8 protein-coding genes are annotated in these 12,291 nt (G+C 64.1%); 7 read left to right on the top strand and 1 reads right to left on the bottom strand.

The genetic code is table 11. From position 1 onward, the window contains the following. The first annotated feature begins 64 nt into the window (after nt 1-64). From ACTJLC_RS05100 to ACTJLC_RS05080, 5 genes are all read left to right on the top strand, one after another. The gene (locus tag ACTJLC_RS05100) at nt 65-664 is read left to right on the top strand and encodes a TetR/AcrR family transcriptional regulator (protein ID WP_073428277.1); all 600 of its coding nucleotides are present in this window, start codon (nt 65-67) and stop codon (nt 662-664) included. Between the two features lie 114 nt (nt 665-778). Further along, on the top strand, nt 779-2,566 hold the full coding sequence (locus tag ACTJLC_RS05095) for an acyl-CoA dehydrogenase C-terminal domain-containing protein (protein ID WP_073428276.1): 1,788 nt from the start codon (nt 779-781) through the stop codon (nt 2,564-2,566). A 111-nt stretch (nt 2,567-2,677) separates the two neighbouring features. Continuing rightward, nucleotides 2,678-5,113 carry a 3-hydroxyacyl-CoA dehydrogenase/enoyl-CoA hydratase family protein gene (locus tag ACTJLC_RS05090; protein WP_310130610.1) on the top strand — a complete coding sequence of 812 codons (2,436 nt, stop codon included), beginning with the start codon at nt 2,678-2,680 and terminating at the stop codon, nt 5,111-5,113. Nucleotides 5,114-5,406: 293 nt separating this feature from the next. Further along, complete coding sequence (locus ACTJLC_RS05085) at nt 5,407-6,606, top strand: acetyl-CoA C-acyltransferase (protein ID WP_310130609.1); 1,200 nt, start codon at nt 5,407-5,409, stop codon at nt 6,604-6,606. A gap of 91 nt (nt 6,607-6,697) precedes the next feature. Beyond that, nucleotides 6,698-7,468 (top strand): enoyl-CoA hydratase, encoded by a 771-nt coding sequence (locus ACTJLC_RS05080; protein WP_114161873.1) that lies wholly within the window; start codon nt 6,698-6,700, stop codon nt 7,466-7,468. A gap of 36 nt (nt 7,469-7,504) precedes the next feature. Here ACTJLC_RS05080 and fdhD read toward each other — a convergent pair whose 3' ends face one another. Beyond that, nucleotides 7,505-8,335, bottom strand: coding sequence for a formate dehydrogenase accessory sulfurtransferase FdhD (fdhD, locus tag ACTJLC_RS05075; protein ID WP_440843309.1), 831 nt, complete (start codon nt 8,333-8,335; stop codon nt 7,505-7,507). A gap of 179 nt (nt 8,336-8,514) precedes the next feature. Between fdhD and ACTJLC_RS05070 the strand changes: the two genes are divergently transcribed. Both ACTJLC_RS05070 and ACTJLC_RS05065 read left to right on the top strand, forming a co-directional pair. Beyond that, nucleotides 8,515-8,991 (top strand): nitrate reductase associated protein, encoded by a 477-nt coding sequence (locus ACTJLC_RS05070; protein ID WP_073428271.1) that lies wholly within the window; start codon nt 8,515-8,517, stop codon nt 8,989-8,991. Between the two features lie 171 nt (nt 8,992-9,162). Then, nucleotides 9,163-12,273 (top strand): sensor domain-containing protein, encoded by a 3,111-nt coding sequence (locus ACTJLC_RS05065; RefSeq protein ID WP_440843300.1) that lies wholly within the window; start codon nt 9,163-9,165, stop codon nt 12,271-12,273. Nucleotides 12,274-12,291 lie beyond the last annotated feature (18 nt).

Below are 12,291 nucleotides of genomic sequence, written 5' to 3'. Positions count from 1 at the left end.
CCGCACACAATAATAGTACGGCCGTTCGATTTTATTTCGGTCACATTAGAACGGTAGGGAAGCTATGCGAAAAGGCGAACAAACACGAGCCGCGATTCTCGAAGCAGCACTCGATCTGGCAAGCCGCGACGGACTCGAAGGTCTGACGATTGGGCTTCTGGCCGAGCGCATGCAGATGAGCAAAAGCGGTGTGTTCGCGCATTTCGGGTCGCGCGAGGATTTGCAGGTCGAAGTCGTGCGCGAATATCACCGTCGTTTCGAAGACGAGGTGTTTTTCCCAAGCCTGCGCGAGCCGCGTGGCTTGCCGCGCTTGCGCGCCATGATTTCCCGCTGGATCGAGAAGCGCATTCAGGAAGTCACGACCGGCTGCATCTATATCAGCGGCGCGGTCGAATACGACGACCGCGCGGACAACCCGGTGCGCGAGCAACTGGTGTCGAGCGTGACGATGTGGCGTGCGGCGCTCACCCGCGCGATTTCGCAGGCGGTGGAAGAAGGGCATCTGCGTGCCGATACCGATCCGCAGCTCATGCTGTTCGAACTGTATAGCTTCACGCTCGGTCTGCATCACGACGCGCGCTTCCTGCACTTGCCGGACGCCGTGCGTCTCACGTGGGCCGCGCTGGAAAAACTGATTGTTTCGTATCAAAGCGAAAGCCGTTAGCAGCGCCGCCGAACCGACAGACGGGACCCACCGGACCGAGCGGATTCAGCGGCGCGGAATCCGACCACGGACTCAGCTAACAGCCTGGCTTCTTGTCAAACTTTGGAGAGAGTCATGGGACAGTACGCCGCGCCGCTGCGCGACATGCAATTCGTGTTGCACGAACTGCTCAACGTCGAAGCCGAAATCAAGCAGATGCCGAAGCACGCGGATCTCGATGCCGACACGATCAACGCGGTGCTCGAAGAAGCCGGCAAGTTCTGCTCCGAAGTGCTGTTCCCGCTCAATCACAGCGGCGATCAGGAAGGCTGCACGTATGTCGGCGACGGCGTCGTGACCACGCCGAAGGGCTTCAAGGAAGCTTATCGACAGTACGTGGAAGCGGGCTGGCCCGCACTGGGCTGCGATCCTGAATATGGCGGCCAGGGTTTGCCCGCGTTCGTCAACAACGCGCTGTATGAAATGCTGAACTCGGCCAACCAGGCCTGGACGATGTATCCCGGTCTTTCGCACGGCGCATACGAATGTCTGCACGCGCACGGCACGCCGGAGTTGCAGCAGCGCTATCTGCCGAAGCTTGTCGCGGGCGTCTGGACCGGCACGATGTGTCTGACCGAACCGCATTGCGGCACCGATCTCGGCATCCTGCGCACCAAGGCCGAGCCGAACAGCGACGGCTCGTACGCGATCAGCGGCACGAAGATTTTCATCTCCAGCGGCGAACACGATCTCGCCGAGAACATCGTTCACCTGGTGCTCGCGCGTCTGCCGGATGCGCCCACGGGCACTAAGGGTATTTCGCTTTTCATCGTGCCGAAGTTCATCCCGAACGAAGCGGGCGCGCCGGGCGAGCGCAACGGTGTGAAGTGCGGTTCCATCGAGCACAAGATGGGCATTCACGGCAACGCGACCTGCGTGATCAATCTCGACAACGCGAAGGGCTGGCTGGTCGGCGAGCCGAACAAAGGCTTGAACGCGATGTTCGTGATGATGAACGCGGCGCGTCTGGGCGTCGGCATGCAGAGCCTGGGCCTGACCGAAGTCGCGTATCAGAACTCGCTGACGTATGCGAAAGAACGTCTGCAAATGCGTTCGCTGAGCGGCCCGAAGGCGCCGGAAAAAGCCGCCGATCCGATCATCGTCCACCCGGACGTGCGCCGCATGCTGCTCACGCAAAAGGCCTACGCCGAAGCCGCGCGCGCCTTCTCGTACTGGTCCGCGCTGCATATCGACAAGGAGTTGTCGCACGGCGACGAAGCGGTGCGCAAGGAAGCCGCCGATCTCGTCGCGCTGCTCACGCCGATCCTGAAAGCGTTTCTGTCGGACAACGCATTCGAAAGCACCAATCACGCGATGCAGATCTACGGCGGCCACGGCTTCATCGCGGAGTGGGGCATGGAGCAGTACGTGCGCGATGCGCGCATCAACATGATCTACGAAGGCACCAACGCGATCCAGGCGCTGGACCTGCTGGGCCGCAAGATCCTCGGCGACATGGGCGCGAAGATGAAGAAGTTCGGCAAGCTGGTGTCGGAATTCGTCGAAGCGGAAGGCGTGAAGCCGGAAATGCAGGAGTTCATCAACCCGCTCGCCGACATCGGCGAAAAGGTGCAGAAGCTGACGATGGAAATCGGCATGAAGGCGATGCAGAACCCCGACGAAGTCGGGGCGGCCGCCGTGCCGTATCTGCGCACCGTCGGCCATCTCGTGTTCGCGTACTTCTGGGCGCGCATGGCGCGCGTCGCGCTGGACAAGCAGGCATCCGGCGATCCGTTCTACAAGGCGAAGCTCGCCACCGCACGCTTTTACTTCGCGAAGCTGCTGCCCGAAACGGCAATGACGATCCGTCAGGCGCGCGCGGGTTCGAAGTCGCTGATGGAAGTCGACGAAGCGCTGTTCTAAGCCCACATCACGGCAAGCGCCGCGCTATGCAAGCGTGGCGCTCCGCCAGCCACACATCGCGAAGCGACGAAACACATTCGCGACTACCGCATAACTCCCCGGAGGAACGACGTGAGCAATCTGATCATTCGCAAGGTAGCCGTGCTCGGCGCCGGCGTGATGGGCGCGCAGATCGCCGCGCACCTGATCAACGCCAAGGTGCCCGTGCTGCTGTTCGACCTGCCCGCAAAAGAAGGCCCGAAGAACGCGATCGCCCTGAAGGCGATCGAAAATCTGAAGAAGCTGTCGCCCGCGCCGTTCGGCGTGAAGGACGACGCGCAATACATCCAGCCCGCCAACTACGACGACGATATCGCCAAACTCGAAGAGTGCGACCTCGTGATCGAAGCGATCGCCGAACGCATGGACTGGAAGCACGACCTGTACAAGAAGGTCTCGCCGCACATCGCGCCGAATGCGATCTTCGCGACCAACACGTCGGGCCTGTCGATCACCGAACTCTCGCAAGGTTTCGCGGACGAACTGAAGGCGCGCTTCTGCGGCGTGCACTTCTTCAATCCGCCGCGCTACATGCACCTGGTCGAACTGATTCCCACCGCGACGACGCGCCCGGAAATCCTCGATCAACTCGAATCGTTCCTGACGAGCGTGGTCGGCAAGGGCGTCGTGCGCGCCAAGGACACGCCGAACTTCATCGCCAACCGCGTCGGCATTTTCTCGATCCTCGCGGTGATGACCGAGGCCGCGAAGTTCGGCCTGCGTTTCGACGAGGTGGACGACCTGACGGGCGCGCGCCTCGGCCGCGCGAAGTCCGCCACGTTCCGCACCGCCGACGTGGTCGGTCTCGACACGATGGCGCACGTCATCAAGACGATGCAGGACAACCTGAAGGACGATCCGTTTTTCCCGATCTACGAAACGCCCGCCGTGCTGGCCGAACTGGTGAAGAAGGGCGCGCTCGGCCAGAAAACCGGCGGCGGCTTCTATAAAAAGGAAGGCAAGGCCATCAAGGTGCTCGACCCGAAAACGGGCGAGTACGTCGACGGCGGCGCGAAAGCGGACGAACTGGTCGGCCGCATTCTGAAACGTCCGCCGGCGGAGCGTCTGAAGCTCTTGCGTGAATCGGAACATCCGCAGGCGCAATTCCTGTGGTCGATCTTCCGCGACGTGTTCCACTACATCGGCGTGCATCTGGAATCGATCGCCGACAACGCGCGCGACGTCGATCTCGCGATCCGTTGGGGCTTCGGCTGGAACGAAGGCCCGTTCGAAGGCTGGCAGACGGCCGGCTGGAAGCAGGTCGCCGAATGGGTGCAGGAAGACATCGCCGCCGGCAAGGCGCTGTCGGATGCGCCGTTGCCGTCGTGGGTGCTGGACGGTCCGGTCGCGGAAAAGGGCGGCGTCCATGCGAACGAAGGTTCGTGGTCGCCGGCTTCGAAGACGTTCGTGCCGCGTTCTTCCCTGTCGGTGTACGACAAGCAGGTGTTCCGCGCGCCGCTGGTCGGCGAAACCTTGGCTGATCCGAAGACCTACGGTAAGACGCTGTTCGAAACCGATGCGGTGCGCGCATGGGTCGACGACCGCGCGGGCGAGAACGACGTTCTGATCGTGTCGTTCAAGAGCAAGATGAACACGATCGGACCGTCGGTGATCGACGGTCTGACGCAGGCAATCGAACTCGCTGAAAAGGACTACAAGGGTCTCGTCGTATGGCAACCGACGTCGCTGAAACTCGGCACGCCGGGCGGCCCGTTCTCCGCCGGCGCGAACCTTGAAGAAGCGATGCCCGCGTTCATGATGGGCGGCGCCAAGGGCATCGAGCCGTTCGTGAAGAAATTCCAGCAAGGCATGCTGCGCGTGAAGTACGCGAGCGTGCCGGTCATCTCGGCGGTGTCGGGCATCGCGCTCGGCGGCGGCTGCGAACTGGTGCTGCATAGCGCGAAGCGTGTCGCGCACATCGAAAGCTATATCGGGCTGGTGGAAGTCGGCGTGGGCCTCGTGCCTGCGGGCGGCGGCCTGAAGGAAGCGGCGCTGCGCGCGGCGGAAGCCGCGACGCAAGTGGGCGCGACCAACGACCTGCTGAAGTTCGTGCAGAAATCGTTCGAAAACGCGGCGATGGCGAAGGTCTCGGCCTCCGCGCTCGACGCGCGCGCGATGGGCTATCTGAAGCCGTCGGACACGATCGTCTTCAACGTATTCGAACTGCTCGACGTCGCGAAGAAGGAGGCGCGCGCGTTATCGGCGGCCGGTTACCGTCCGCCGCTGCGCGTCACGCAAGTGCCGGTCGCGGGGCGCTCGGCGATCTCGACCATCAAGGCATCGCTCGTCAACATGCGCGACGGCCGCTTCATCAGCGAGCACGATTTCCTGATCGCGAGCCGCATCGCGGAAGCGGTGTGCGGCGGCGACGTGGAAGCGGGCAGCCTGGTCGACGAGGAATGGCTGCTGCAACTCGAACGTCGCGCGTTCGTCGATCTGCTCGGCACGCAAAAGACGCAGGAACGGATCATGGGCATGTTGCAAACCGGCAAGCCGGTGCGTAACTGAGCGAGTGGGGTACGACTGGATGGGACCGGAGGCAGCGCTGAAGTGCTCACTCTGGTCGACCGCGATAGGACTGCATGGGACAGGAGTAAGCGCTAAAGCGCTAACTACCGTCGACCGCGATAGGACTGCATGGGACGGGAGGCAGCGCTGAAGTGCTAACTCCCGTCGACCGCGATAGAACTGCATGGGACAGGAGTAAGCGCTAAAGCGCCAACTCCTGTCGACCGCGATAGAACCGCATGGGACGGAAGTAAGCGCTAAAGCGCTAACTTCCGTCGACAAAGGAGCTTTAAATGACAAAGCAATTGCAAGACGCCTACATCGTCGCCGCGAGCCGCACGCCGATCGGTAAAGCGCCGCGCGGCATGTTCAGGAACACGCGCCCGGACGAACTGCTCGTGCACGCGATCAGATCGGCCGTGGCGCAAGTGCCCGGCCTCGACACGAGCGTGATCGAGGACGCGATCGTCGGCTGCGCGATTCCCGAAGCGGAACAAGGGCTCAACGTCGCGCGGATCGGCGCGTTGCTGGCCGGCCTGCCGAACACCGTCGGCGGCGTGACGGTGAACCGTTTCTGCGCGTCGGGCCTGACCGCGCTCGCGATGGCGGCCGACCGCATTCGCGTCGGCGAATCGGACGCGATGGTCGCGGGCGGCTGCGAGTCGATGAGCATGGTGCCGATGATGGGCAACAAGCCGTCGCTGTCGCCGCATATCTTCGATCGCAACGAGGACGTGGGCATTGCCTACGGCATGGGTCTTACCGCCGAAAAGGTCGCCGAGCGCTGGAAGATCAGCCGCGAGGCGCAGGACGCGTTCTCGGTCGAATCGCACCGTCGCGCGATCGCCGCGCAGCAGGCCGGCGAATTCAACGACGAAATCGCCGCGTACACGATCACCGAGCGTTTCCCCGATCTCGCCAGCGGCGAAGTGCGCGTGAAAACGCGCGAAGTGTCGCTCGATGAAGGCCCGCGCGCGGACACGTCGCTCGAAGGTCTCGCCAAACTGCGCACGGTGTTCGCGAACAAGGGTTCGGTGACGGCGGGCAATAGCTCGCAAACCTCGGACGGCGCGGGCGCGTTGATCGTCGTGTCGGAAAAGATCCTCAAGCAGTTCAATCTCACGCCGCTGGCGCGCTTCGTCAGTTTCGCCGTGCGCGGCGTGCCGCCGGAAATCATGGGCATCGGTCCCAAGGAAGCGATTCCGGCCGCGCTGAAGGCCGCGGGTCTCAAGCAGGACGACCTCGACTGGATCGAGCTGAACGAAGCGTTCGCCGCGCAATCGCTGGCGGTGATTCAGGATCTCGGCCTCGATCCGTCGAAGATCAACCCGCTCGGCGGCGCAATCGCCTTGGGTCATCCGCTCGGGGCGACGGGCGCGATTCGGGCGTCGACGGTCGTGCATGGCCTGCGCCGCCGCAACTACAAGTACGGCATGGTGACGATGTGCGTCGGCACCGGCATGGGCGCGGCGGGCATCATCGAGCGCCTGTAAGCTCGGCTCGATCGAGACGTATGAACGGAACGGTTCGCAGGCTGCGTGGCTTGCGAACCGTTTTTCACATTCGCAGCAGGACTACGAGGAGATGACGATGGATATTCTGATCGGGCGTGCCGACGGCGTGCTCACGATTGCCTTCAACCGGCCCGACAAGAAGAACGCGATTACGGCCGCGATGTATCAGACGATGGCCGACGCGTTCGTCGAAGCGCAAGGCGATGCCGCGGTGCGGGTCATTCTGATTCGCGGCAGCGCGGGCATTTTCAGCGCCGGCAACGATCTCGAGGACTTCATGAAGGCGCCGCCGGCGGGCGAGGACGCGCCGGTGTTCCGGTTCCTGCGCGCGATCAGTTCGGCGGAAAAGCCGGTGGTGGCGTCGGTGGCGGGGCCGGCGGTCGGCATCGGCACGACGCTGCTGCTGCACTGCGATCTGGTCTATGCGGCGGACACGGCGAGCTTTTCGCTGCCGTTCGCGCAACTCGGGTTATGTCCCGAAGCGGCGTCGAGCCTTCTGTTGCAGCGCGTCGCCGGCTATCAGGCGGCGGCGGAAAAGCTGCTGCTGGGCGAAGCCTTCGACGCGCGCGAAGCGCAACGCATGGGCTTCGTGAATCGTCTGCTGCCCGCCGCCGAAGTCGACGCGTTCGCGGCTTCGCAGGCCGCTAAACTGGCCGCGTTGCCGGCCTCGTCGTTGCGCGTGACGAAGAGCTTGATGAAGCGCGCGAGCCACCACGACGTGCAAACCCAGATCACCGACGAAGCCGTGCACTTCGGCAAGATGCTGCTGGCGCCGGAAGCGCGTGAGGCGTTGAAAGCGTTCTTCGAGAAGCGCAAGCCGGACTTCCGGCAGTTCGATTGAACCCTCGCGCGTGCAGGCGAGAGTCGGCGGCGCGGCTCAGGACTGCGCCGGCTGCAACGTGTCGTAGTCGACGTAGCTCGTTTCGCGGCAGAAGCTGACGAGCCGCACGCCCGCCTTGCGCGCAATCGCAATCGCGAGCGACGACGGCGCCGAGATGGTGGCGAGCATCGGCACGTCGACGCGAGCGGCCTTGCGCACCAACTCGTAGCTCGCGCGGCTTGACAGAAACACGAACCCGTCTTGTGTGTCCACGCGATCGAGCACGAGCCGGCCGATCAGCTTGTCGAGCGCGTTGTGACGGCCGACGTCCTCGAACGCGTAGCGGATCGCGCCTGCCGCGTCGCACCATGCGGCGGCGTGCAGGCCGCCGGTCAGCCGCGTCAGCGCCTGGTGCTCGGGCAATTCGCGCGCGGCGCGAGCGATCGCATCCGGCGCGAGCCGTTGCAGAAAACCGGTATCGGGCACCCGCTCCGGTTGCAGATCCAGCAGATCGATGCTTTCGATTCCGCACACGCCGCAGCCGGTGCGCCCGGCCAGCGCGCGGCGCTTTTCCTTCAGCGCGACGAACGCCTGCTGCACGACCTGCAATTGCACTTCGGCATGCGGCAATTCGCCGTCGTCGTGCAATTCGACCTCGATGTCCTGAATATCGCTGCCGCGCTCGACGATGCCTTCCGAAATCGCGAAGCCGACCGCGAACGCTTCGAGATCGCAGGGCGTGCACATCATCACCGCGTGCGAAATGCCATTGAAGACGAGCGCCACCGGCCATTCCTGACCGATGTGATCGGTAACGGTTTCGACCGCCGCGCCGCGATGCCGGCGCACCTGGCGCTCGACCGCGCCCGGCTGTCCGGCTGTTTCCATATCGTTCAAGCTGGTTCACTCCTTTGCCATGCCGCGCGCCTGCGCGGCTTGCGGTCTCGCCCCGCCCGCGCCGCCGAGGGCAACGGACGGCTCCAAGCCGCGCCGCCTTTACGCGAATAAGGTTCTAAAATACCCCAAGCCGGGCTTGCGCGTTGCCCGTCATCCAAGAGGAACTTGTCATGGGACTCAACGAAGCACCGCTGCTGTTCAACTTCGAGGTCGAGTCCTCGGAGAATTTCACGTATATCCCCATGTCGGTGCGGTTCAATCTCGACCGTTTCGGCCTGCGCATCACGCTCGCGCAGTGGCAGTTGCTGCCGCTCGAGGACCGCAAATTGCTGGCGCGTTTCCCGGTCGAGGAAGACGCGGAAATCGAGCCGAACTTCGATCACGCGCTGTTCGAGATGCTGCGCACTCACGCGAACGTCGAGCCGGAATGGTTCACGCCTGAGGAGTCGCCGGCCTGGCGCCGCATCGACAGCGTGCCGGAAGGCGTCGCGCAGCAAGCGGGGCTGGCCGGTCTCGCCGCGCCGAGCGTCGCCCAGTGGGCCGCCCTCGCGCCATTCAAGCGCTACGTGCTCGCCAAATTGTCGCGCAAGCCGGAAGCCAATCACGACTTCGTCCCCGCGATGAAGGAATTCGGTGCGGCCGGCTAGGCCGGCCAGCCAGGCACCCCCCGCGATTTTTTTTCACTCACCCCCCTCAACCTGTTCCGAACGCTGCCGTTATCCATGAGTTGGCGCGTAAAAGGACTTGCCTCGATGCGCCGCGGCGCATCGGCAGCGGCCGCGCGCTCCCGTCAAGAGAACGATTGACGTTCGGAACCCATGACTCCTTTTCTCACGAAGCGGCTGCTGATCAATATAGCGGTCGTCGCCGCCGCGCTCGGCGCGAATGCGTTCGTCGCCTATACGCAGATTTGCGGCCAGCGCGACGCCGACGCACGCATGCTGCGTTCGACGAACGTGCGCCAGAACCTCGACGCGTACCAGGCCGCGCTCGACGGCGGACTCGTGGCGCTGGGCCGTTTCGAGGCATCGGGCGAGCCGGCGCCCGCGCATGCGGCCACCGCGCTGAGCGCAACGCTCGCCGGTCTCGAGCGCGATCTGCGTGCCGAACTCGCCGGCGAGCCGGCCATGCTCGCCGCGCTGGCGAGGCTGAGCGCGGACAGCCTAGCGCTGCGCCATGATCTCGACGACGCGCTCGTCAGAAGCGCCCACGCCGAACCGGATACCGCACGCACGTGGGCGGCATCCGCCTATACGCATCTCGGGCTCGTGCTGGATCGCGTCGAAGCCGCGCTGGCGGCCCTGCGCAGCGAGGAGAACCGCGCGTTGAAGGCGTCGCTCGCGGCGTCGGCGAGCGAAACCCGGCGCGCGACGTTTCTGCTGATCGTGACGATGCTGGCCGGCAGCGCGCTGTTGATCCTCACGTTCAGCGCACGCGAAAACAGCGCGCGCGAGAAGCTGCGCAGCGTTCGCGCGCTCGGCCGCAACGACGAGCGCTTTCGCAGCCTGTTCGACGATCATCCGGTGCCGATGTATATCTTCGATCGCGAGACGCTGCGCTTTCTCGCCGTCAACGCGGCCGCGATTCAGCAATACGGTTACACGGAAACAGAATTCCTGCGCATGACGATTCGCGCGATCCGGCCGGACAGCGAAGTCCCGCGTCTCGAATCGCATCTGCAACGCAGCGACGCGGTGTCGCACGGCCGCACGATGGCGGGCATCTGGCATCACCGGCGCAAGGACGGCTCCACGATCAGCGCCGACATTTCGTATCACGCGCTGAATTTCATGGGGCGCGCCGCGCTTTTCGTGCTGGCCGACGACGTCACCGAGCAGATCAACGCCGAGGCCGAAGCGCGGCGTTCGAACCAGATGCTCGAAACGGTGATCGACAACATTCCGCAGCGCATCTTCTGGAAAGATCAGCAATCGCGCTATCTCGGCTGCAACATGGCGTTCGCGCGCGATGCCGGGCTCGCTTACCCCGAGCAGGTGGTGGGCAAGAGCGACGCCGACATGCCGTGGCGCGCGTTCGCCGATCTGCTGAATCAGCACGACCAGGAGGTGGTGAGCACCGGCGTGCCGAAGATGAATTTCGAAGTCGACGTGATGATCGGCGGCGTGCATCGCACCACGATGACGAGCAAGCTGCCGTTCACCGACGGCGACGGCCGCGTGATCGGCGTGCTCGGTTCCTATACGGACATTACCGAGCGCAAGCGCGCCGATCTCGCGTTGCGTCTGCAAAGCCGAGCGCTCGACGCCAGCGTCAACGCGATTCTGATCACCGCGCCGTCGCCGGCGGGCAACCTGATCGAATACGTGAATCCGGCGTTCATGCGCATCACCGGTTACGATCCCGCCGAAGTGATCGGCCAGGATTGCCGCGTGCTGCAGCGCGACGACCGCGATCAGGAAGGCGTCGCGTCGATTCGCCAGGCGCTCGCGGCGAACCGCGAAGTGAGCGCGGTGGTGCGCAACTATCGCAAGGACGGCGCGCTGTTCTGGAATCAACTGTTCATCGCGCCGGTGCCGAACGCGGAAGGCGTGATCACGCACCATATCGGCGTGATCAACGACGTGACCGACCTGATGCGCTATCAGGAACAACTCGAATACCAGGCCAACTACGACAGCCTCACGCGGCTGCCCAATCGCAACCTGCTGCGCGACCGACTGCAGCACGCGTTGATCGTCGCGCAGCGGCAGCACAAGGGCGTCGCCGTCGTGTTCATGGATCTGGACGGCTTCAAGAACGTCAACGACAGCCTCGGCCATAGCGTCGGCGACCGTCTGTTGAGCGTGGTCGCGGAACGGCTCGCGCGCTGCACGCGCACGAGCGACACCGTGGCGCGGCACGGCGGCGACGAGTTCGTGATCGTGATGACCGATACCGTCGACGAGCAATCGCTGATCGCGTGGATGGAGCGCGTGCGCGCGTCGATTTCCGAGCCGGTGTGGCTCGACGGCACCGAGCTATACGTGGGTTGCAGCATGGGCGCGAGCCTCTTCCCGCAAGACGGCGACGACACCGAAACGCTGATGAAGAAGGCCGACCTCGCGATGTATCGCGCGAAGGACATGGGCCGCAACACGTTCCAGTTCTATCAGCCGGAGATGAACGCGAGCGCGAGCGCGCGGCTGAACCTCGACCGGCGTCTGCGCCGGGCGCTGCGCGACAACGAATTCCTGCTGCACTATCAGCCGCAGGTGGACATCGTGAGCGGACAGATCGTCGGCACCGAAGCGCTGGTGCGCTGGCGCGATCCCGAAGCGGGGCTGGTGCCGCCGTCGTCGTTCATTCCGGTCGCGGAGGAAAGCGGGCTGATCGGGCCGCTTTCGGAGTGGGTGTTGCGCGAGGCGTGCCGCCAGAACAAGGCCTGGCAGGATGAGGGTTTGCCGCCGGCGCGCGTGTCCGTGAACCTGTCCGCGCGGGTGTTCCAGCAGCGCGACATCGCCAAGCTGGTGACGCAGGTGCTGGCCGAGACCGGGCTCGAACCGCGGTATCTCGAACTCGAACTGACGGAGAGCACGATCATGCGCAACGCCGAAGAGGCCGTGTCGATGCTCAACGAACTGCATGCGCTCGGCATCGGTCTCGCCATCGACGACTTCGGCACCGGCTATTCGAGCCTCAGCTATCTGAAGCGCTTTCCGGTGGACCGCCTGAAGATCGACCGCTCGTTCGTGTCGGACATCGGCATTTCTGGCGACGATGAAACCATCACGTCGGCGATCATCGCGTTGGCGCACTCACTGAAGCTGCAGGTGATCGCCGAAGGCGTGGAGACGTCCGCGCAACTCGATTTCCTCAAGGAGCGCGCGTGCGACGAGATGCAGGGCTTCTACTTCGCGAAGCCTTTGTCGACAGACGCGATTTCCGCATTGTTTCAGGGCGGCGTGGGGCGCGAACTGGCGACGGTGTGACGCGCCGTGCGGCGAGCG

Source organism: Paraburkholderia sp. 22099 (assembly GCF_052045835.1).
GTDB classification, from domain to species: Bacteria; Pseudomonadota; Gammaproteobacteria; order Burkholderiales; family Burkholderiaceae; genus Paraburkholderia; species Paraburkholderia terricola.
The sequence above is the reverse complement of the archived record's forward strand: the minus strand, read 5'-3'. Positions and strand labels throughout refer to the sequence as shown.

Bases quoted from the DNA above. Each gene is read 5' to 3' on its own strand.
- ACTJLC_RS05085 (WP_310130609.1), top strand. From the start codon at position 5,407: ATGACAAAGCAATTGCAAGACGCCTACATCGTCGCCGCGAGCCGCACG.
- ACTJLC_RS05070 (WP_073428271.1), top strand. From the start codon at position 8,515: ATGGGACTCAACGAAGCACCGCTGCTGTTCAACTTCGAGGTCGAGTCC.
- fdhD (WP_440843309.1), bottom strand. From the start codon at position 8,335: ATGGAAACAGCCGGACAGCCGGGCGCGGTCGAGCGCCAGGTGCGCCGG.
- ACTJLC_RS05065 (WP_440843300.1), top strand. From the start codon at position 9,163: ATGACTCCTTTTCTCACGAAGCGGCTGCTGATCAATATAGCGGTCGTC.
- ACTJLC_RS05100 (WP_073428277.1), top strand. From the start codon at position 65: ATGCGAAAAGGCGAACAAACACGAGCCGCGATTCTCGAAGCAGCACTC.
- ACTJLC_RS05080 (WP_114161873.1), top strand. From the start codon at position 6,698: ATGACGATGGATATTCTGATCGGGCGTGCCGACGGCGTGCTCACGATT.
- ACTJLC_RS05095 (WP_073428276.1), top strand. From the start codon at position 779: ATGGGACAGTACGCCGCGCCGCTGCGCGACATGCAATTCGTGTTGCAC.